The sequence below is a fragment of the Aestuariirhabdus haliotis genome, assembly GCF_023509475.1.
GTDB lineage: Bacteria > Pseudomonadota > Gammaproteobacteria > Pseudomonadales > Aestuariirhabdaceae > Aestuariirhabdus > Aestuariirhabdus haliotis.
This window is the reverse complement of the sequence record NZ_JAKSDZ010000017.1, coordinates 13,965-33,438: the sequence shown is the minus strand read 5'-3', so window position 1 is coordinate 33,438 and position 19,474 is coordinate 13,965. Positions and strand designations below refer to the sequence as shown.

Sequence of the window (19,474 nt, the reverse complement as noted above, 5' to 3'; positions counted from 1 at the left end):
TTTTACCGACATCGGATTCTACTTCTTATGCGTACAAGCCAAACCCTGATCCCTACTCTCAAGGAAACCCCTGCTGATGCGGCGGTCGTCAGTCACCAGCTGATGTTACGTGCGGGAATGATCCGCAAGCTGGCATCAGGCTTGTACACCTGGTTACCCCTTGGGCTACGTACCTTGCGTAAAGTAGAGCGCATTGTACGAGAGGAAATGGATCGCAGTGGTGCCTTGGAAGTGCTTATGCCTGCGGTACAACCGGCCGAACTGTGGCAGGAATCGGGTCGCTGGCAGCAATATGGTCCAGAACTGCTACGCCTCAATGACCGCCATAATCGCGAGTTCTGCGTCGGCCCCACCCACGAAGAGGTCATTACCGACCTGGCACGCAATGAGCTGAACAGTTACAAGCAACTACCGCTCAGCTTCTATCAGGTGCAAACCAAGTTTCGTGACGAAATCCGCCCTCGCTTTGGTTTGATGCGTGCACGGGAATTCCTGATGAAGGACGCCTACTCGTTCCACGCCAATCAGGCATCCTTACAAGACACATACGACAATATGCACAGTACCTACTGTCGTATTTTTGATCGCCTGCAACTCGATTATCGTCCAGTAGAGGCCGATAGTGGATCGATTGGTGGCAGCGGTTCCCATGAGTTTCATGTCCTGGCCTCCTCTGGTGAAGACGCCATTGTCTTCAGCGACGGTAGCGATTACGCCGCCAACATCGAAAAAGCAGAAGCACTCGCACCTTCCGGTGAACGCCCTACTCCAGGCGCAGAGATGGTGCTAACCGACACACCTGATGCCCATACCATTGCAGAGTTGGTAAGCCAGTTTGATCTGCCGATCGAGAAAACCATCAAAACCCTGATCGTTGCTGCCAGCGAAGCTTCAGAGGCTGAGTTTATCGCCCTGCTGGTTCGGGGTGATCATGAGCTGAACGAAATCAAGGCAGAAAATATGCCCGAAGTGGAAAGTCCCTTACGCTTTGCCACCGAGGCGGAAATTCGTGCGACTGTGGGCGCAGGCCCAGGCTCATTAGGTCCTGTGAACTTGCCGATTCCGTGCATTGCGGATCGCTCAGTGGCCAAAATGGCCGACTTCGCTGCCGGCGCCAACATTGAAAACCAACATTACTTCAATGTTAATTGGGGACGAGATGCCGCCGAACCCCAGATCGCCGACCTGCGTAATGTTCACGAAGGTGATCCAAGCCCCTGTGGTAATGGCAAGCTGGTGATCAAACGCGGTATTGAAGTTGGTCACATATTCCAGTTGGGAGACAAATACAGCCAGGCCCTCAACGCCACTGTACTGAATGAGAATGGCAAGGAAGTGGTTATGTCGATGGGGTGTTATGGGATCGGTGTTTCCCGCGTTGTAGCCGCCTCTATTGAACAAAACCATGATGAGCAGGGCATCATCTGGCCCGATGCGATTGCACCTTACCAGATTGGTATTGTTCCCATGCAGATGGACAAATCTGAGCTGGTACGCGAAACCACCGAAAAGCTCTATAACGAGTTAACGGCTCTGGGCTATGACGTTCTACTGGATGATCGCGATAAGAAGACCAGCCCGGGGGTTAAATTTGCCGATATGGAACTGATTGGTATTCCTCATCGTCTGGTCATCGGCGAGCGGGGCTTGAAAGAAGGTAAGGTTGAGTATAAAAACCGTCGCCAGAGTGATAAACAGGATCTGGACCTCGACTCTGTTATCAGCTTCTTGCAACAACAGATTCAGGCCTGAGCACAAATTGAGTTGGCACATGACAACAGCAACACCCGGAACCTCGCTATTGCGAGTCCTGGGGTTGCTTTGTCTGGTTATTTCCCCGCTGTCAGCACTGGCAACCGATGAGGTTGACCCCGATCTCCGAGCCCTGCTGGTTGATACCGTCAACCAATCCGAGAGCTTCGAGGATCGCTTCGATGCCCAGGTCTGGCTGCTGGATATGTCCAATCGTTTACAGCGCCGAATCCCGGATCACAATCGTCGACTCAAGTTGCTGCAGCAGATTCACCGCGAAGCCACTCGCGCGAATCTGCAACCCGAACTGGTCTTGGCCCTGATTCAGGTAGAGAGTGGTTTTAACCGCTACGCCGTATCATCGGCCGGAGCGCAAGGCTTAATGCAGGTGATGCCCTTTTGGAAAAATGAGATTGGCCGACCGGAAGATAACCTGACCGACATCGATACCAACCTCAGATACGGTTGCACCATACTCTCCTTCTATCTGAAAAAAGAGAAAGGTAACCTGATTCGGGGGTTAGCCCGTTACAACGGCAGCCTGGGCAAAACCTGGTATCCCGAACGGGTGATGAACGCCTGGTACGACCACTGGTTTGTTCATGAATCCTGAGGACCGCTAGCCCGTCGTAAAACCCTGGGGATCGGACAGAGCTACTTCTTCAACCTCCAGGGTTCGTACACGCGCTAACGGCGGTCCTTTATGCAACCACTGTTCAAGCTCTGCAATGGCATCTTCGGCGCCACACATCAGCACCTCAACGTCGCCATTAGGCAGATTACGGGCCCAACCTGTCACGCCCAACTGCAGCGCCCGCCGCTGGGTGGACGCACGAAACCACACGCCCTGCACCTTGCCACTCACGACCGCTCTGCGGCAGAGTTCAATGCTCATTGTGTTTGCGCCTTTAAGAGTGCAATAGCCTGGAGTAATTCTGCCTCGGTCTGCGGACCCAGGCGTTGCTCTACCACTTTGCCGTCAGGATTAATAATCCAGCTGGCTGGCAGCGCCATCGGACGCTTCACCCCAAGATCATCGGCCGGATCCCGATCCAATACCGGAAACTCAATGCCCATGGCTTTGATCTGCTGATCCAGCTCGACTGCAGACTGCGCGCCATCAAAGGAAACCCCAAGTACCTGCACACCTTGATTAGCCTGGTGCAGATTATTCAGCTGAGGGATCTCTTCACGGCAGGGTTCACACCATTCGGCCCAATAATTGACCACGGCCCAGTCGCCATTTAAGCGATCAAGCTGAATGTTATTACCATGCTGGTCATAAAAAACCGCTTCACTACAACCAATACTCATTAGACAACAAATAGCGAGAAGAACTATTCTCATAATACGCTCGTTTTTTGGCCACTCGTGCGACGCTTAGCGCCTCTAGGATGTTCCATGTTACCTAGCCAGACAACGCAATGGAACGCCCAGCCTGCAAGGATTGCAGCATGACTACACAGATACCACAACTGCACACTCCCCCACAGGAGATCAGTCGCAGCACTTTATTTGCAGCAACACCCAAAGCCGTGAAACATGAGCTGCAGGAGCTACCACTGGGTAATATCCCGACGGCTCTTCAGGAGTGCACCAAACTACTCTCCCTGCTTAACCGTACCCAGATTGCCATCAGCGATCGTATCGGAATTATGCAGAGTTTCGACTATAGCTATCGGGTTTTTGAAAGCTACTATCGGCCCAGCATTTCAATCAAATACCTGCGCCCTAAAAAGGCCACCGAAACAGCCAATCTGATGCAGCTGAAAGAGGAGATGGCAAACGGTTACAAGATCATCCTGCAGGAGAGCCTAAACAGTCGCCAGGGAGGCCGCAGTCTGGCCACCCATATTTATATGAGCCTCTATTATCTGAGTCACTGCCTGCTGCATTGTTACGATAATTTTCAACAACACCCCTCCTACATCTGGAGTGAAATCAACCAATTGTATTTTCTGGCCGAGAGCCGCCACTTGCATCAGGTGACGGTCGGACAGGTGTTCGAGCCGGTTACGGCGAATACCAGCAGTGACCTGTTTAAACAGATACTGATGCTTGAAGGGGCCAACCCCTATCAGCTCAACAGCGGTGAACACTGGGTGCTTTTCAACTATCTGGGGCACTGGTCCAAGTACGTCATGCTGGATCAGCAATTCGAGAGCGAAGGCACCGACAATGCCTTTATGGTTGACCTCAACCATGCGGACAAACCGTTCAGCAATCACAGCCACCAACCACCTCAATCAGCCGAGCTGCGCCTGATCAACAGTAAAAAGCTGATTTCATTGGTTGAGCAGCACATTCATTCACTCTCATCCGGCAGCAGCAGCACTTCCATTGGCATGCCAGCTGCCATTAATTCAGAACACGCGATTGATCTCTTGCAGAAGGCCAGCCAATGCTGGCAGCAGCTCAATTACCGTCAGGATTTGCGCATACCGGTAACCGCTATGGCCGGGATCGTTTGGGGAATACACAGCATCCACCACCTGCTGACGCCCTCCACCATTGAAACCGACCCTCATAATCAGCAGAAAACCACCGGCAAAATGATGAACGAGAGTCATGGAGGCTTTTGCCTGCGTCTATCGCAGTCTGACCTGAAAAATCTCTACAACGGTCAGGTCATTGCAACCCGTAGCGATCGCCAATCCCACCCACACTGGATACTGGGCATTGTTCGCTGGCAACAAAACACGCCAAATTCACAAAAGCTGGTAGGGGTAGAATATATCCGTGGTGCAATACGCCCGATCAAACTTTGCCCTCAGGATCGTCCCGGTCCCGGCGATAATTATCGATCTGGTCTGTTGGTGACCCAGCGCAACAATGGCCGCCAACAGCACAGTGTACTGGCGGCCAGTGGCGTCTATAACACCGGACGGGAGATGCATCTCGACGTCCCCCAGCAGGGCAAACAGTACGATGTGCGTGCATCAGAACTATTAACCCGAACCCCATTAATCGACCGATTTAGCTTTCAGGCCGCTTGAGCTCTCAGGCTGCCAGGCTCAAGGGTTTCTTGCCAGTGCAACATGGTTCAGGGCGTAGACTGAGCGGCTGGCTCCGGTGATGAGTCCTCATCCCCTGAAAAAAGGGCGGACAAACTGATCGAGAACTGTTTATTGCCATCGGCATCAAACCGTTGCAATCGGGCCAGTAATGACAGCAACCAACTTGGTAAAGCTTCATTGACTTCCGATAAGCTCTTTGCGGTTGGAATACTCCAGGGCAGGTTTCGTATTAACGTCCACAACTCGACTTTGGCCAGATTGCGACACAGCGTCCAGCTTCCCTCCTGATCTTCCCGCAGTAGCCCCTCTCGGGCCAACGCCCGACAACAACATTCCCACTGCTCCATACTGATCGGACGCCGTAGCTGGTATTGTTCGCGAGTCATGGGTTGCCCATGAGCAAAGGCCTCATCAAAGGCCTCCATCACTAACAGCGCCTGAATCATATTGGGCAAGGGATGACGAATCATAATGGCCTGCAGATCACTCAGACTGCGAACCATTTCCGCACCAATCAGAATTATCACCCAACCCAGGTAGATCCAAAGCAGGAACAGAGGGACTGCAGCGAAAGCCCCATAAATCAACTGATAAGAGGGGGAAAAAGAGATAAACAGGGCAAACAGGGATTTTGCCAGCTCAAGCAACAGGGAAACCGTAATCCCTCCCACCAGAGCATGTCGAAACAACACCTTTCGATTGGGTACCGCCATATAGATCAAACAAAAGGCCGCCACCCCCATCAAGAACGGCAGAATCCGGAACAACCAGCTGCCCAGCCCCAGCATTTCGCTGGTGTCGGTAAATAATTTAAGCGACGCCACGTAAGAGGTAAGCACAAATCCCAAACCCAACAGGAGCGGACCGAGGCTAAGAATCGCCCAGTACAAAAGGAATCCCGCGAGTCCTCGGCGACCATGCTCTACTCGCCAGATCGCATTCAGTGCGCTTTCGATACTTCTCAACATCATAAAGGCGGTCACCACCAGGATGGCGATACCAATGGCGGTTAAGTGCCGAGCCTGGCGGGAAAACCCCTGAAGGTATTCTTCCACTGTCGCGCCAGCAGAGGGCACAAAATGCTCAAAAATAAAATTTTGCACCTGCTCTCCGACCCCATCAAAAGAGGGTATCGCCGATAGCATGCTATAGGTCACGGTCATCATAGGAACAACGGCAAACAGGGTGGTGTAGGTCAGGGAGGAGGCGCGCTGCAAGCAACCATCTTCGACAAAACGCCGCTGTAAATAGCGCAAATAATGCAGCGCACTCTCAACCTTGCTCATACTAGCCTTTCTCCATCCCTGCCAATCGTTCTAGAATAGCGACCCAAGCTCACCTCGCGCCGATACCAAATGAATGCGGGGTGAAGGCCATCATCATGTCACGGGAGAGGTAACCCAGCAATGTCCGACGTCGTCATCTACCACAATCCGCGCTGCTCCAAATCACGCCAAACATTGCAGTTACTCGAAGAGCAAGGGCTGCAACCAACGGTTATTCTCTATCTGGATACGCCGCCCAATGCAGACCAGCTGCAAACCATTATTGGCCAGCTGGGACTCTCCTCAGCACGCGAATTGATGCGTACCAAAGAGAGTGAGTACAAGGAACTGGGACTCAACCAGCCCGAGCTGAGTGAACAGCAACTGATCGAAGGCATGCTCAACTGTCCGCGCCTGATTGAACGCCCGATAGTCGTCAGCGGCCAACGCGCCGCCATCGGCCGTCCTCCCGAAGCGGTATTGGAGATTTTGTAATGCAACCTTATATCTTGGTGCTCTATTACAGTCGCCACGGCGCCACCGCGGATATGGCGCAAGCGATCGCACGAGGGGTCGAAAGTATCTCCGGCATGGAGGCCAGATTGCGTACCGTGCCTGCGGTGTCCACGGTTTGCGAAGCCAGCGAAGACAGCATACCTGTTGAGGGTGCACTGTATTGTTCTGAAGAAGATCTGCGCCACTGCTCGGGCCTGATCCTGGGCAGCCCGACACGTTTTGGCAATATGGCCGCCCCCTTGAAATACTTTATCGACGGCACCAGTGCCCTTTGGCTAACCGGAGCACTGATCGACAAACCCGCTGCTGCCTTTACCTCAACCTCCAGCCTGCACGGCGGACAAGAGAGTACTTTGCTCAGTATGCTGCTCCCCCTGCTTCACCACGGCATGCTGTATTGTGGTCTGCCCTACAGCGAAAGCGCTTTGATGCGCACCACGACGGGTGGCACACCTTATGGCGCCAGCCATCTGGCCGGTGCCGATAGCGAGTTAGCACTCAGCGAAGATGAAACCAATCTCTGTCTGGCCTTAGGTCAGCGCATCGCACGCCTGGCCAGTCGACTACAAGGAACAGACAATGACGAACGCTAGCCTGCAACAAAAAGCGGACTACGCGGACAAATTCAGCCGTGTGCTGTATTTCTCCCTGTTGGTGGTGATCACTATGTGGACCTTTGTGATCCGACCTCCAGAGGTCGATAACTTGCTCATCATTTGGCTGGTTCAAACGGTTCCCCTGCTGCTCTTTTTACCCGCCGTACTGGGTGGCGCTCCCAGAGCCCATGCCTGGCTCTGCTTTGTCGTCCTGTTTTACTTCACCGCCGGCGTGCTTAACGCCTTCGCAGACCCCTCCGACCTTTTTGGCTGGCTAGAGTCGACCCTCAGTGCTCTGCTGTTTTGTAGCTCTATGATGTATGTCCGCTGGAAATTCCAGCTGATTAATCAAGGTTTGTAAACCCTCCGGCAGTTTGTTGTTGCCTTTCTTTCGTTTTGTTATAACATAACAAAACGAAAGAAACGTACCCCTATGGACACCGAACAACACCCACCTACTGAGAAATAAAGGTCGGAGTCAGCCTCATCCATGGACTAATCACATCAACAGCAACAATCCACTGCCCGGAGTCATTCACTGTGTCAAAGCGCCCTAATTTTCTACTGTCTTCCCTCGCCTGTACCAGCCTGTTCATCGCCACTTCAGCGACGGCCGAACTTGCCGCACATGAACATGGTCATGCTGACCTGAAAATAGCCTTGGAGGGGAAAGAACTGGAAGTGCAATTGGTCTCCCCAGCCTATAACCTGCTGGGCTTTGAGCACGACCCCAAAACCGATCAACAGCGTCAGCAAGTCGCCCAATTGATACAGCAATTACGCAAACCCGAGACCCTGATACAACTTCCGGAAGATGCCCAATGTTCTCTAAAGGATCTGAAACTGGAAGGCCTGGAAAACAGTCCGAGCCATGCCAAATCCAACCAAGATCACCATGATGAAGAACATGAAGAGCATCATGACGATGAACATAAAGAGCATCATGACGATGAACATAAAGAGCATCATGACGATGAACATAAAGAGCACCATGATGATGAACACAAAGAGCACCATGATGAAGAACATAAAGAGCATCATGACGATGAACATAAAGAGCACCATGATGATGAACATAAAGAGCACCATGATGATGATCACCAGGACATAGAAGCGCATTATCACTATCAGTGCCAAAACCCGGAAAAACTGGCTCGAATCACCTTCAAACTGTTCGATAACTTCCCTGCCATGGAAAGCATCAACACCCAATGGATCACTGAAAGCCGACAGGATATGATCAAGCTAACACCTTCATCACCTATGGTTGAGCTCAACTAAGCACCCTATGCCCCCTATCATTTCCGTCTCAGAGGCCCGATTCGCCTGGCCTGGCCATGATCCCGTTTTGCTGATTCCTCAGCTTGAGATCGATGCCGGTAAACGCATTTTTATTCGCGGCCCCAGTGGTTGCGGAAAAACCACGCTGTTGGGGCTTTTGGGCGGAGTGTTATCGACACAATCGGGCTCTGTGGAGGTGTTAGGGCATCAATTGCATCAGCTTAATGGATCTCAACGAGACCATTTTCGCAGCGATCACATTGGTTACATCTTCCAGATGTTTAACTTGCTGCCCTATCTGTCAGTAGTTGAGAATGTTGTCCTCGCCTGCCGCTTTAGTGCGCGTCGTCAGCATCGTGCGCTGGAGCGATCATCAAACCTCGAAACCGAAGCCCTGCGGTTACTGGACCATTTGGGGATTGGTCAAGGTTCGGGATTGCTCGATCGCCCGGTGGCATCGCTGAGCATCGGTCAGCAACAACGGGTCGCTGCGGCCCGCGCCCTCATCGGTAGTCCCGAGCTTCTGATCGCGGATGAACCGACCTCGGCGCTCGACACCCAAAACCGGGAACGCTTCCTGCAGTTGCTGTTTGATGAATGTGACAGCGTGGGCACCACACTGCTATTTGTTAGCCACGATGCCAGTCTGGAAGGGCAATTTGATAACCTGATCGATCTGCCCACCATCAATCAGGCCAGCCTGCAGGAGGAAGACTGATGTCGGTTCTCTCTCTTGCCTGGAAAAGTCTGTTGAGCCGACGTACCACCGCCCTGCTCACCCTGCTATCCATCGCCATCAGCGTAAGCTTATTGCTTGGGGTTGAAACCATTCGTCAGGAAGCAAAACGCGGTTTCACCCAAACGCTCTCGGGGACAGATCTGATTGTCGGAGCCCGAACCGGTCCCGTTCAACTGATGCTGTATTCGGTGTTCCGCATAGGCGATGCCACCAACAATATTCGCTGGAGCAGCTATCAACAGATAACCCAGCACCCCCAGGTAAAGTGGTCGATCCCGATCTCTTTGGGCGACTCCCATCGAGGCTACCGGGTTCTTGGCACCACAGACAGCTATCTGAATCATTACCGCTACGGTAATCGCACCCCACTGACAGTAGCCGAAGGGGATTGGTTTAATGACCTGCACGATGCCGTGCTGGGCTATGAAGTCGCGCAAGAACTGGGTTACTCAATCGACAGTTCATTAATCTTGTCCCACGGTACCGGCAAGGTCAGCTTTGCCGATCATAGCGATAATCCTTTTAAGGTCAGCGGAATTTTGGCCCCTACAGGGACTCCCGTTGATCGCACCATTCATGTCTCATTACAGGCCATAGAAGCAATTCACCAGGGCTGGGAGAGCGGTGCAGCACCCCGTGCAGGAGCTCCACAAAAAGCGGCTTCCGACCTTCAACCCGAGTCGATAACCGCTATTTTTGTTGGACTTAAATCCCGCATCGCCACCTTCAGCGTTCAGCGGGAGATCAACCAGCTCCCACAAGAGCCCTTGCTGGCCATACTGCCTGGGGTCACGCTTCGCCAGCTGTGGAATCTGATCGGCAATGCCGAGAAAGCGCTGTTCGTTATTTCTGTGTTTGTGGTGGCTGCGGGGCTCATCGGCATGCTGACAACCATACTGACATCGCTAAATGAACGCCGGCGGGAAATGGCCATATTACGAGCATTGGGCGCGCGACCTCGGCATATTTTTACCCTAATGCTCAGTGAATCCGTTATATTAGCCAGCTTAGGCTGTTTTTTAGGGCTGGCCCTGTTGTACTTCCTACTGCTTCTGGCACAGCCCCTTGTTAATCAGTTGTATGGCATCCAGATAAGCATTAGAGCACCCGGGCTTTACGAGTTGTCTATCATCACCTCAGTAATTTCCGGCGCCTTGATTATTGGACTTTTACCCGCCTGGCGAGCCTATAAAAATTCGTTGAGCGATGGCCTTAGCCTTCGCCTTTAAGAGGTCAACCGATGATTGTCCGCGCGTTTACAGTATGTTTGCTGGGCCTCCTGTCCAGTATCACTCAGGCTGAATCTCGAACCCTGGACTGGCTCGATCTGGTGCCACAATCTCAAGTTAACGAGGTGCTGGCCGAGCGCAATGCCAACTATCACGATCTGGCCAATATGACCGAGCAGATGATCCAGGAAGCCAAGGATCGGATGAACGGACTGCAAATCAGTCCTCAACTGGTGACAGAACTGGATCAACAGCAGGTTCGAATTCCGGGCTATGTGGTACCTCTTGAATTTGACGACACACAGGTGATTCGCGAATTTCTACTCGTGCCCTACTTTGGCGCCTGTATCCATGTCCCCCCTCCTCCGGCCAACCAGATCATTTACGTACGCTACCCGGAAGGACTGGAAGCTGACGAGCTGTTTGACCCCTTTTGGATAGAAGGAAAACTCAGTATTCAGGGTTATGAATCAGACCTCGGCATGGCGGGGTATTCAATGACTGCAGATGAAGTTTCACTCTATAGCTACTGATCCAAGCCCACGATCAGGACTCAGCGAGAAAAAGCCCCAGTAATTCTGTGTTACCAGCCCATCACCTGTTTGATAAAGGGTAACGTCAGCCTTCGCTTATCTCTTAAGGATGCATTATCCAGCTGTTCAAGTACCTTGAACAGCGCCCCCATTCCACGATCACTGCGGGACAGGATATAGCGCGCAAGTTCATCGCTCATCTCCAGCCCACGATTATGGGCTCGCAGTATCAGGGCGACACACTTTTGTTCATCACTCAGGGGCTGGACCTGAAACACCAATCCCCAGCCCAGCCGGGAAATCAAGTCAGGCAACAAAATGCCCATATTAGTCGGTGTCTGCCTGGCCCCTAACAGCAAACGGGTTCCGCTTTCACGCAGGCGATTAAACAGATGAAATAAGGCCTCCTCCCATAGCGGGGAACCGGCAATCTGCTCCAGATCATCGATACACACCAGCGAGAGACTTTCCAGGCCGTCCAGTAACGACACCGAATAATCCTTCAGCTCTAACATCGGTAGATAAACACAGCCCTGTTCGGCCTGTTCGGCCTGATGGCAAGCCGCTTGTAAAAGGTGGCTGACCCCGACACCGGGGTTACCATAAATAAACACCACCTGTTCGGTTTGCCCGATTTGCGCTTCTCGAGGATCCAGCATCGATAACAACAGGCCATTGTCACCGACCGTAAAGTTATCAAAGGTGGCATCGTCGCGCAGGCGAATACCCAGGGGCAATTGCACTGGATCAGTCATGACAGCTAAACATCAGTTCCCGATTGGTTGGCCGGTGGTACATCGGTGGCTTGATCCGAAATATCGGCATGGTAAAAGTGGCTCTGCCGGTAATGACCATGCAGATGGCGTAGTAATACCATAATCACGGCGCCAATGGGTAAGGCCAGCAGCACTCCGGTAAAACCAAACAGCTGCCCTCCCGCCATGATGGCAAAGATGACCGCTACCGGGTGCAAGCCAATGCGGTCTCCCACCAACATGGGTGTCAGCACCATGCCTTCCAGTGCTTGCCCAATCATAAAGACCACCCCGACCCATACCAGGGGCAAATAACCATCGAACTGGAACAGGGCCGCCACCAGCGCCGCACCAATCCCTACAATAAACCCCATATAGGGGACAATACTGGCCAATCCGGCCAATAACCCAATTACCAAAGCCAGCTTGAGCCCAACCACCCACAAACCTATGGAATAGATAACCCCGAGACAGATCATGACGATCATCTGCCCCTTCAGAAAAGCCCCCAACACCTCATCACACTCGCTGGCCAGGCCTCTCATGACCGGTTGCAGATTGATGGGCAGCAAGGCACTGAATTTGTCCATCAGGATGTCCCAATCCCGCAGCAAGTAAAATGCTACGACGGGTATCAACAACAGATTGGCCAGCCAGGCAATAACCACAAGCCCGGATTTGGACACCGACACCAGACCACCCACCATCAGGTTACCGATGCCTTTCCAGCTGTCTCGCACTTCCGATATCAATGCAGAAAATTGCAAACTCTCGGCTTCAACCCCCAGTTTTGTCTGCAACAGAGGCACCAGGTGTTGCTCAACAAACCCTATCCACTCCGGCAAATTGGTTATCAGGTACCGCAACTGAGCACCGAGCATGGGAATCACCACCAGCAAGACGGCCAGCAGTAATAGCGTCATCACGACGAAAACCACCACCACCGACCAGGTTCGAGACCAGCCTTTTGCTTCCAGCCGATCGGCAATGGGATCGCCCAGATAGGCAAGAATCATTGCGACCAGAAAAGGCGCTAGAATCGGGCTCAGTAAATAGATAAGGCCACCGATCACCAAAGCTGTTCCCAGCATAAACCAGCGCTGGGAGCTGGTCATACCCTGTGCATCCATTGTTACATCCTATCCGTAGAAATTTGTAGGTGTCGTGATGATCTCGACGAACTCATAATGATTTTTAAACCCTTACGTCTTACTGGGCACCCAGCCACTGGTAATACAACGAACGGCTACCGATGGGTTCCAGCTCATTCCGTTGGGGCTGGGGCTGCATGCGACTATCGAGGGCAATGACTTCCTGCAGCTGTTGCAAACCGCCATCGATCGTCAGATGCAAAGTAAGTAAGTCACCTTGCACTTCAAGAGGTTTGGCTCCTCGAACCGCGGTCATTTGCTGTAAATAGGCCATCGCCTGGGCGTAGTCATCCGCCGAATAGACCCCTGACAACAGCAATTTGGCAGGCAATTCGCTGATCTCATCAGCCTGCACGGCATAACGTTTGGCCAGTTCCTGTACCGCAAGATCCATCCCCTGTTGCACTAATGCCTGCTCCGATACTGAGGTTACGCTGATACTGCTGCGTTCTCCCCGAAAGATCATCATCCAGCGACCTATCAATTGACCGGAAGCGTTGCGATAAAACCGTCCAGCCAAAATGGCCCCGGGATTATAACGCGTTGATGCCTCGACTATAGGCTCGGCAAACAGTCCCCAGAGCTCGGTATCGGTGATCTCGGTACGATCATTAATATCCATAATGGGCAGCACCACCGGCAATCCACGATTATCACTTTCAGCCGCCAGGGCTTCATTTAACGGCCCGGTACCGCCATTGGCCACCACTTCACGCTGGCCCCGACGTTCCTCTATTAACCACACCAATACCGATGGCCGATTAGCCCCCCAGATTGGCATATTTAACTCCCGTGCCAGATTCATTACTCCGTTGGCATCAAAGCTGACTTTCATGCGGCTCGCAGCGACCTGCTTGCCGGCATCGTTGGTCAGGGTTTCATCGGTTTCACGATAGCCAAAGGTGCGGGCATAACGTCCCGCATCGCCAAGCCTTTGCAAAAATGCGGGATCGGCAGCCAGGCGGCTACCGGAAACCTTACCCAATACGATGGTCAGTGCCTGCTTCATGCCGATGGCACGGGATTCCGCATCCTGCCCCTGCACCAGCACCTCGGCACTGTACAAATTCTTTACGCTCTCGGCCCAGACCGGCGTTTGCCAAGCCAATACCAAGAGTGAACCTATAAGGAGTCTACGCAAAGCTATCAGGCAATGAACCATCGAAAGAAGTTTCCACAAAAGTAAAAGATCTATTTTGCCACAGATTCGTCCGTAGGCATCCCTGTTCGCAACCCTAAACTGTTGTTAAAATAGCGCAGCCCCAAACAGGGGTCACAGTTTTTCCTATTTTCGCCAACCATGCAGGCCCCGAATGACCAGCCACAGTGATGCCAACAAGCCCTCGATCAGTTACAAAGACGCCGGAGTCGATATCGATGCCGGTAACCAACTGGTCGACCGTATCAAAGGAGTCGCCAAGCGGACTCGTCGTCCGGAAGTCATGGCCGGTTTAGGCGGCTTTGGCGCATTGTGCGAGCTGCCCAAAGGTTACGATGAACCGGTTCTGGTATCCGGTACTGATGGCGTTGGTACCAAGCTGGCACTGGCCATGCAACTCGGCAAACACGATACTATTGGTATCGACCTGGTCGCCATGTGCGTCAACGATCTGATCGTGGCCGGTGCCGAACCCCTGTTTTTCCTCGATTACTACGCAACCGGCCGGCTGAATGTCGATGTGGCTGCCCAGGTTGTTACCGGCATTGGTGCAGGCTGCGAATTGGCCGGCTGCGCGCTGGTTGGTGGTGAAACGGCAGAAATGCCCGGCATGTACGAAGGCGAAGATTACGACCTGGCTGGATTCTGTGTCGGTGTCGCCGAGAAATCGCGCCTGATTGATGGCAGCAAGGTCAAAGCTGGCGACCTGCTAATCGCCCTGCCCTCATCGGGCCCGCACTCCAATGGCTATTCGTTGATTCGCAAGATTCTGGAAGTGTCCGACAACGACCTGAGTCAAGCGATGGGTGATAAAACCCTGGGTGAGGCCCTGATGGAGCCCACCCGTATTTACGTTAAGGCATTGCTGCGCCTGATTCGTGAGTCACAGGTCAATGCGCTCTCCCATATTACCGGGGGCGGTTTGCTGGAAAATATTCCCCGGGTTCTGCCGGACAGCTGCAAGGCCATTATTGATATCAATAGCTGGCAACGTCCCGAGGTTTTCCAATGGTTGCAAGCACAGGGCAATGTTGAAGAACGTGAAATGTACCGCACCCTTAACTGCGGCGTAGGCATGGTGATTGTGGTACCAAGCGCTCAACGCGACAGCGCTCTGGCCTTGCTGGCCGAAGAGGGTGAAACCCCCTGGGTAATTGGCGAAATCGCAACCGCCACTAACGATGAAGAACAGGTAGAACTGCGCGGACTCTAGGGCATTATCGATATGGCAATGAAAACCGTAGTCATCATTTCCGGAAGCGGTAGCAATTTGCAGGCGTTGATTGATCGTGCCAACGAAATTGGTATCGAGATCAGTGGCGTCATCAGCAACCGTGAAGAGGCGTTTGGGCTCCAGCGAGCCCAGCGTGCCGGCATCACTACCGCTCTGGTGGATCACCGGCAGTTCGAATCCCGGGAAACGTTCGACGCGGCGCTCAGCGAAACCATCGATGGTATGCAAGCCCAGCTGGTGATTCTCGCCGGCTTTATGCGCATTCTGACCCCCGAATTCACCCGTCGTTACGAGGGTCGTATGCTCAACATACACCCCTCGTTGCTACCCAAGTACCGCGGACTTCATACTCATCGACGGGCGCTGGAAGCCGGTGATGAGTGGCACGGAGCTACCGTTCACTTTGTCACAGAAGAGCTCGATGGCGGCGCCACCATTATTCAGGCACCGGTCGCTGTCAGCTCTGCCGATAGTGAAGAGACTCTGGCGGCCAAAGTCCACGCGGTAGAACATCGAATTTACCCACTGGCCGCGCAGTGGTTTGCCGAGGGTCGTTTACGTCTCGAACAGGGAGTAGCCTACCTGGACAACGCCCCTCTGCCTGTCGAAGGCTACCAGTATCACGATTAGGGCTCAGGGCAAGATCCTGGCCTTGGTCCTTCTGCCTCAGGCAAGCTACTATAAGCTTTATTCGACCAACACAGATCGCCATGACCTCAATACGAAACGCCCTAGCCCTTTGTTTTCTCCTTTCATCCACGCTGGTACGTGCTGAACTGCTATCGCCTTACGAAGCGGTTTACAACGCCACCTATTATGGCCAAACCGGAGAAGCCAAGCGCGGGCTAAACCGGCTGGAAGATGGTCGCTATGAGGCTTACTTCAATACCGATATCAGCGTTCTGTTTATCAAGTTTTACCAACATCAAACCTCTCATTTATCGATCACAAATGAGGCTGGTGTCGTACCCCACAGCTATCGTTATCGAGGCACCCGCTCCCGCGACGCTACCGATCTGGTGTTCGACTGGGAGTTAAGTACTGTTGCCAACGAGGGTAAGACCAGTTGGTCAAAAGAAGTAACGAAGGGACAACAGGACGAACTCAGCTACCAGGAACAGATTCGTATCGATTTGATCAACGGCCGTTCAGAACTTCATTACCCGGTCGTCGAAGACGCCGATAAGCAGAAAACACTTAGGTTTCAACGACTGGAAACCGAGGTAATCGATACCCCGCTAGGCTCAGTGGAAGCGATCAAGGTCAAGCGCGTGAGAAAAAAGGGTAAGGACCGGGAGACCGTTTTCTGGTTTGCACCGCAGTGGGAACACATGCTCGTTCGCATTGAGCATGTCGAGCGCGGCAGCGGCTACCGCATCGACCTGCAATCCGTTACGCTCAACGGCAATGTAATCACGGCTCCAGCCCCTTAACAGCAACCTGAAAGGATACCCGCTATGCGTTTATTACATACTATGCTCCGTGTCGGCGACCTGGACCGCTCGATTGACTTTTACACCCGTATTCTGGGCATGGAGCTACTGCGAAAATCCGAAAACGAAGCCTATAAGTACACCCTGGCCTTTGTTGGCTATGGCGATGAGAGTCAGGGGGCGGTTATCGAACTGACTTACAACTGGGGTACCGATAGCTACGACCACGGCAATGCTTTTGGCCATATCGCCCTATCCACCGACGACCTCTACGGTACCTGTGAGCGTATCCGGGAAGCCGGTGGCGACATCAGCCGCGAACCCGGGCCCGTTAAAGGCGGCACCACCGAAATTGCTTTTGTACGGGATCCCGATGGTTATGCGATTGAATTGATCGCCAGCAAGGGATCCAGCAAAGGGCTAGGTTAACCAAGTCCTGCCCCCTCATTTATGCCACAGAGAAGCCCGTGAGATCAGGCCTTTTATTGGTAATGGCACGATTCTGTCAGAAAGTCGCGAACTTTCGATTTCCTGTTACTCTTAGTCCTACAAGCATCGGTATTAGCGCCCAGCGGAAGGACACTATGCGGCAGTTATTTCTCACATTTTGCAGCCTTTTTGGCATGCTGTGCCTGGCATTCAGCACGAGTAGCAAAGCCGCTGAGATTGAGCTTACAACAGAAGAACAAGCCTATATCGCGGCCAACCCAGTGATTCGCGTCTCCAACGAAATGGACTGGCCTCCATTCAACTACAACGACGGCAATATCCCTAAAGGTTATTCAATCGACTTTATCCAGCTGGTTGCCAAAAAAGTCGGACTCACCGTGAACTTTGTCAGCGGCCCGGACTGGGATGATTTTATGTCCATGGTGCCACTGGGCAAGCTTGATGCCATCATGAATATGAGCAGCACTCCAGAACGGCGCAAAACATTCAGCTTTACCGAGCCCTACCTGATTTCAATTCCCTCCATTATCACTTCCGAAGAAGTCACGGATATTAACAACCTTGAAGACCTTATTGGCTTGACCGTAGCCGTGCCCCGTGGATTTGATTTTCATGAATTGCTGCAGGCCCATTATCCGGGTATCCACTTAAAACTCACACCAGGCGCCAAACAATCGCTGGAAGCGGTTTTATTTGGCCAGGCCGATGCCACCATTGCGGACTTGGCAGTAGTGGATTATCTGGTCCGGGAGAACACACTGGTCGGCCTGACCACCCGAGCCAGAGTAGAAAATGAAGCCTTTGCCGCCACCATGAGTATCGGTGTCAAAAAAAGCAACTATATACTCAGGGATATTCTGCAAAAAGGCATGGACAAGCTGACCGATTCAGAAATTTTCGCGATGCGAGCCAAGTGGATCGAATCGACTCATAAAGCCCCATCCGCGATCTCCAAACTAAGCCTGGAGGAAAAGAAGTATTTAGAAAATCGAGATGAGATCACCGTTTGCATCGACCCGGATTGGTTACCCTACGAAGCATTCGACCAAGAAGGACAACACATAGGTATGTCTGCGGCCTTTTTCGCATTGTTTTCTCAACACTTAGCCACCCCTTTTCGAGTGATTAAAACAGCCAAATGGAAAGATTCACTGGATAAAGCCAGACAACGTGAATGCGATATGCTTTCTCTTGAGGTTAAAACCAAGAGTCGAGCTAAACACTTCGAATTCAGCAAACCCTATATTGTTTCCAGCGTTGTGATTGTCACAAAGCATAAAGAGCCCTTTATCACCGATATAGGCATCATCGGCAATCATCGCATTGGCATCGTTAAAGACTACGGCATGGCAGCTTTCGTGCGCAGAAAATATCCAAACCTGAACCTTGTTGATGTCGACTCTCTCAGAGAAGGCATGGCATTGGTTGCCAGCGGAGAACTGTTCGGGATGATCGACGCTCTGGGTTCGACCAGCCATCTTATTACCCAGCATTACAACGCCGAACTGAAAATTTCAGGCGTTCTTGATAACCGTATTAATTTTCGCCTGGCCATACGCAAAGATGACCCTCAGTTATTGGCAGTAATGAACAAAGCCATCAATAGGGTGCCCACTGAAACTCGCAACGCTATCAGCAATCAATGGCTTCCACGCCGGGTAGAAACAGTGGTTGATAAGGATCTACTCGTAAAAATCTTTTCCGCCCTGTTCGTGATTGGTCTATTTCTCTATTATCGCCATGCTCAACTGCGTGCGCACAACAAGGCCTTACTGGAACTGTCTACCACTGACAAACTAACCGGGCTTGCGAATCGTGCCAAACTCGACGATATGCTAAAACTCAGGCATCAGGAATTTGAGCGTTATCAATCTGCTTTCTCTGTGGTTTTAATTGACATCGACAAGTTTAAATCCATTAATGACACCTTTGGCCATCCAATCGGCGACAAAGTATTGATACAGGCAGCTCATATCATTCGTGATCAATCACGACAGGTCGATTGTGCCGGTCGTTGGGGAGGAGAGGAATTTTTGATCATTTGCTTCAATACCGATCAAGCGGGTGCAAAAACCCTCGCCGAAAACGTCCGCTGCGCCTTTGAGAGCAGTGACTTTGGGATTGACCAAGCCGTTACTATAAGTGCCGGTGTTGCCGAAATACAACTTAACGGTACCCCATCCACCTTAATTTCCCGTGCCGATAAAGCGCTCTACGAGGCGAAGCAAAATGGGCGTAACCGAGTGGAAACAGCCACAAAAAACCCTACCCTGCAAACGATAAGTAACTTGCAGGATCTCTCGTAAACGACAAGCCTGTCAGTCATCCACAAAAAAAGGGCCCCGCATAGGAGCCCTTTTTTCA

Annotated in this window: 21 protein-coding genes; 15 read left to right on the top strand and 6 right to left on the bottom strand. The window is 52.2% G+C overall.

Features of this window, described 5'->3' with window-relative positions:
* Window positions 1-27: 27 nt before the first annotated feature.
* Together MIB40_RS11330 and MIB40_RS11325 are read left to right on the top strand one after the other, a co-directional pair.
* A complete protein-coding gene (locus tag MIB40_RS11330) occupies window positions 28-1,752 on the top strand; it encodes a proline--tRNA ligase (protein ID WP_249694141.1) in 1,725 nt (574 codons plus the stop codon).
* 19 nt (window positions 1,753-1,771) lie between these two features.
* Window positions 1,772-2,365 (top strand): lytic transglycosylase domain-containing protein, encoded by a 594-nt coding sequence (locus MIB40_RS11325; RefSeq protein WP_249694139.1) that lies wholly within the window; start codon window positions 1,772-1,774, stop codon window positions 2,363-2,365.
* A 6-nt stretch (window positions 2,366-2,371) separates the two neighbouring features.
* On the opposite strand, the gene MIB40_RS11320 is transcribed toward MIB40_RS11325, so the two are convergent.
* Window positions 2,372-2,647, bottom strand: a complete 276-nt coding sequence (locus MIB40_RS11320; RefSeq protein ID WP_249694137.1) for an acylphosphatase — start codon at window positions 2,645-2,647, stop codon at window positions 2,372-2,374.
* Window positions 2,644-3,099, bottom strand: coding sequence for a TlpA family protein disulfide reductase (locus MIB40_RS11315; RefSeq protein WP_249694135.1), 456 nt, complete (start codon window positions 3,097-3,099; stop codon window positions 2,644-2,646). Before MIB40_RS11315 ends, MIB40_RS11320 begins: the two co-directional genes overlap by 4 nt.
* 107 nt (window positions 3,100-3,206) lie before the next feature.
* On the opposite strand from MIB40_RS11315, the gene MIB40_RS11310 reads away from it, so the two are divergent.
* On the top strand, window positions 3,207-4,748 hold the full coding sequence (locus MIB40_RS11310) for a hypothetical protein (protein WP_249694133.1): 1,542 nt from the start codon (window positions 3,207-3,209) through the stop codon (window positions 4,746-4,748).
* A 47-nt stretch (window positions 4,749-4,795) separates the two neighbouring features.
* Here the strand turns inward: MIB40_RS11310 and MIB40_RS11305 are convergent, their stop codons facing one another.
* The gene (locus tag MIB40_RS11305) at window positions 4,796-6,055 is read right to left on the bottom strand and encodes a YihY family inner membrane protein (RefSeq protein ID WP_249694132.1); all 1,260 of its coding nucleotides are present in this window, start codon (window positions 6,053-6,055) and stop codon (window positions 4,796-4,798) included.
* A gap of 120 nt (window positions 6,056-6,175) precedes the next feature.
* Between MIB40_RS11305 and arsC the strand changes: the two genes are divergently transcribed.
* The 7 genes from arsC to MIB40_RS11270 all read left to right on the top strand — a co-directional run bounded on the left by arsC (window position 6,176) and on the right by MIB40_RS11270 (window position 10,928).
* The gene (arsC, locus tag MIB40_RS11300) at window positions 6,176-6,529 is read left to right on the top strand and encodes an arsenate reductase (glutaredoxin) (RefSeq protein ID WP_249694131.1); all 354 of its coding nucleotides are present in this window, start codon (window positions 6,176-6,178) and stop codon (window positions 6,527-6,529) included.
* The gene (gene wrbA / locus MIB40_RS11295) at window positions 6,529-7,143 is read left to right on the top strand and encodes an NAD(P)H:quinone oxidoreductase (RefSeq protein ID WP_249694130.1); all 615 of its coding nucleotides are present in this window, start codon (window positions 6,529-6,531) and stop codon (window positions 7,141-7,143) included. Before arsC ends, wrbA begins: the two co-directional genes overlap by 1 nt.
* Window positions 7,130-7,507 (top strand): DUF2069 domain-containing protein, encoded by a 378-nt coding sequence (locus MIB40_RS11290; RefSeq protein ID WP_249694129.1) that lies wholly within the window; start codon window positions 7,130-7,132, stop codon window positions 7,505-7,507. Before wrbA ends, MIB40_RS11290 begins: the two co-directional genes overlap by 14 nt.
* Window positions 7,508-7,686: 179 nt before the next feature.
* On the top strand, window positions 7,687-8,427 hold the full coding sequence (locus MIB40_RS11285) for a DUF2796 domain-containing protein (protein ID WP_249694127.1): 741 nt from the start codon (window positions 7,687-7,689) through the stop codon (window positions 8,425-8,427).
* Window positions 8,428-8,434: 7 nt separating this feature from the next.
* On the top strand, window positions 8,435-9,145 hold the full coding sequence (locus tag MIB40_RS11280) for an ATP-binding cassette domain-containing protein (protein WP_249694125.1): 711 nt from the start codon (window positions 8,435-8,437) through the stop codon (window positions 9,143-9,145).
* Window positions 9,145-10,395 carry an ABC transporter permease gene (locus MIB40_RS11275; RefSeq protein ID WP_249694123.1) on the top strand — a complete coding sequence of 417 codons (1,251 nt, stop codon included), beginning with the start codon at window positions 9,145-9,147 and terminating at the stop codon, window positions 10,393-10,395. Before MIB40_RS11280 ends, MIB40_RS11275 begins: the two co-directional genes overlap by 1 nt.
* An 11-nt stretch (window positions 10,396-10,406) precedes the next feature.
* Complete coding sequence (locus tag MIB40_RS11270) at window positions 10,407-10,928, top strand: DUF3299 domain-containing protein (RefSeq protein ID WP_249694121.1); 522 nt, start codon at window positions 10,407-10,409, stop codon at window positions 10,926-10,928.
* A 50-nt stretch (window positions 10,929-10,978) separates the two neighbouring features.
* On the opposite strand, the gene hda is transcribed toward MIB40_RS11270, so the two are convergent.
* The 3 genes from hda to MIB40_RS11255 all read right to left on the bottom strand — a co-directional run bounded on the left by hda (window position 10,979) and on the right by MIB40_RS11255 (window position 13,942).
* The gene (gene hda, locus MIB40_RS11265) at window positions 10,979-11,683 is read right to left on the bottom strand and encodes a DnaA regulatory inactivator Hda (RefSeq protein ID WP_249694119.1); all 705 of its coding nucleotides are present in this window, start codon (window positions 11,681-11,683) and stop codon (window positions 10,979-10,981) included.
* Between the two features lie 5 nt (window positions 11,684-11,688).
* Window positions 11,689-12,813, bottom strand: a complete 1,125-nt coding sequence (locus tag MIB40_RS11260) for an AI-2E family transporter (protein ID WP_249694117.1) — start codon at window positions 12,811-12,813, stop codon at window positions 11,689-11,691.
* Window positions 12,814-12,892: 79 nt separating this feature from the next.
* Window positions 12,893-13,942: a DUF2066 domain-containing protein gene (locus MIB40_RS11255; RefSeq protein WP_249694107.1), complete on the bottom strand. Its 1,050-nt coding sequence runs from the start codon at window positions 13,940-13,942 to the stop codon at window positions 12,893-12,895.
* A gap of 205 nt (window positions 13,943-14,147) precedes the next feature.
* Here MIB40_RS11255 and purM point away from each other — a divergent pair, with 205 nt between their 5' ends.
* The 5 genes from purM (at window position 14,148) to MIB40_RS11230 (ending at window position 19,416) form a co-directional block, all read left to right on the top strand.
* Window positions 14,148-15,206, top strand: a complete 1,059-nt coding sequence (gene purM / locus MIB40_RS11250; RefSeq protein ID WP_249694105.1) for a phosphoribosylformylglycinamidine cyclo-ligase — start codon at window positions 14,148-14,150, stop codon at window positions 15,204-15,206.
* Window positions 15,207-15,218: 12 nt separating this feature from the next.
* Entirely contained in the window at window positions 15,219-15,857 is a 639-nt protein-coding gene (purN, locus tag MIB40_RS11245; protein ID WP_249694103.1) for a phosphoribosylglycinamide formyltransferase, read from the top strand.
* Window positions 15,858-15,937: 80 nt separating this feature from the next.
* Window positions 15,938-16,660 carry a DUF3108 domain-containing protein gene (locus MIB40_RS11240; protein ID WP_249694101.1) on the top strand — a complete coding sequence of 241 codons (723 nt, stop codon included), beginning with the start codon at window positions 15,938-15,940 and terminating at the stop codon, window positions 16,658-16,660.
* 24 nt (window positions 16,661-16,684) lie between these two features.
* Window positions 16,685-17,089, top strand: a complete 405-nt coding sequence (gloA, locus tag MIB40_RS11235) for a lactoylglutathione lyase (RefSeq protein WP_249694099.1) — start codon at window positions 16,685-16,687, stop codon at window positions 17,087-17,089.
* Window positions 17,090-17,244: 155 nt separating this feature from the next.
* Entirely contained in the window at window positions 17,245-19,416 is a 2,172-nt protein-coding gene (locus tag MIB40_RS11230; RefSeq protein WP_249694097.1) for a transporter substrate-binding domain-containing diguanylate cyclase, read from the top strand.
* Window positions 19,417-19,474 lie beyond the last annotated feature (58 nt).

Coding starts and splice junctions, on each gene's coding strand:
- arsC (WP_249694131.1), top strand. CDS start 6,176: ATGTCCGACGTCGTCATCTACCACAATCCGCGCTGCTCCAAATCACGC.
- MIB40_RS11290 (WP_249694129.1), top strand. CDS start 7,130: ATGACGAACGCTAGCCTGCAACAAAAAGCGGACTACGCGGACAAATTC.
- MIB40_RS11240 (WP_249694101.1), top strand. CDS start 15,938: ATGACCTCAATACGAAACGCCCTAGCCCTTTGTTTTCTCCTTTCATCC.
- MIB40_RS11315 (WP_249694135.1), bottom strand. CDS start 3,099: ATGAGAATAGTTCTTCTCGCTATTTGTTGTCTAATGAGTATTGGTTGT.
- MIB40_RS11310 (WP_249694133.1), top strand. CDS start 3,207: ATGACTACACAGATACCACAACTGCACACTCCCCCACAGGAGATCAGT.
- MIB40_RS11275 (WP_249694123.1), top strand. CDS start 9,145: ATGTCGGTTCTCTCTCTTGCCTGGAAAAGTCTGTTGAGCCGACGTACC.
- purM (WP_249694105.1), top strand. CDS start 14,148: ATGACCAGCCACAGTGATGCCAACAAGCCCTCGATCAGTTACAAAGAC.
- gloA (WP_249694099.1), top strand. CDS start 16,685: ATGCGTTTATTACATACTATGCTCCGTGTCGGCGACCTGGACCGCTCG.
- MIB40_RS11230 (WP_249694097.1), top strand. CDS start 17,245: ATGCGGCAGTTATTTCTCACATTTTGCAGCCTTTTTGGCATGCTGTGC.
- MIB40_RS11280 (WP_249694125.1), top strand. CDS start 8,435: ATGCCCCCTATCATTTCCGTCTCAGAGGCCCGATTCGCCTGGCCTGGC.
- MIB40_RS11270 (WP_249694121.1), top strand. CDS start 10,407: ATGATTGTCCGCGCGTTTACAGTATGTTTGCTGGGCCTCCTGTCCAGT.
- MIB40_RS11320 (WP_249694137.1), bottom strand. CDS start 2,647: ATGAGCATTGAACTCTGCCGCAGAGCGGTCGTGAGTGGCAAGGTGCAG.
- purN (WP_249694103.1), top strand. CDS start 15,219: ATGGCAATGAAAACCGTAGTCATCATTTCCGGAAGCGGTAGCAATTTG.
- hda (WP_249694119.1), bottom strand. CDS start 11,683: ATGACTGATCCAGTGCAATTGCCCCTGGGTATTCGCCTGCGCGACGAT.
- MIB40_RS11305 (WP_249694132.1), bottom strand. CDS start 6,055: ATGAGCAAGGTTGAGAGTGCGCTGCATTATTTGCGCTATTTACAGCGG.
- MIB40_RS11325 (WP_249694139.1), top strand. CDS start 1,772: ATGACAACAGCAACACCCGGAACCTCGCTATTGCGAGTCCTGGGGTTG.
- MIB40_RS11260 (WP_249694117.1), bottom strand. CDS start 12,813: ATGGATGCACAGGGTATGACCAGCTCCCAGCGCTGGTTTATGCTGGGA.
- MIB40_RS11330 (WP_249694141.1), top strand. CDS start 28: ATGCGTACAAGCCAAACCCTGATCCCTACTCTCAAGGAAACCCCTGCT.
- wrbA (WP_249694130.1), top strand. CDS start 6,529: ATGCAACCTTATATCTTGGTGCTCTATTACAGTCGCCACGGCGCCACC.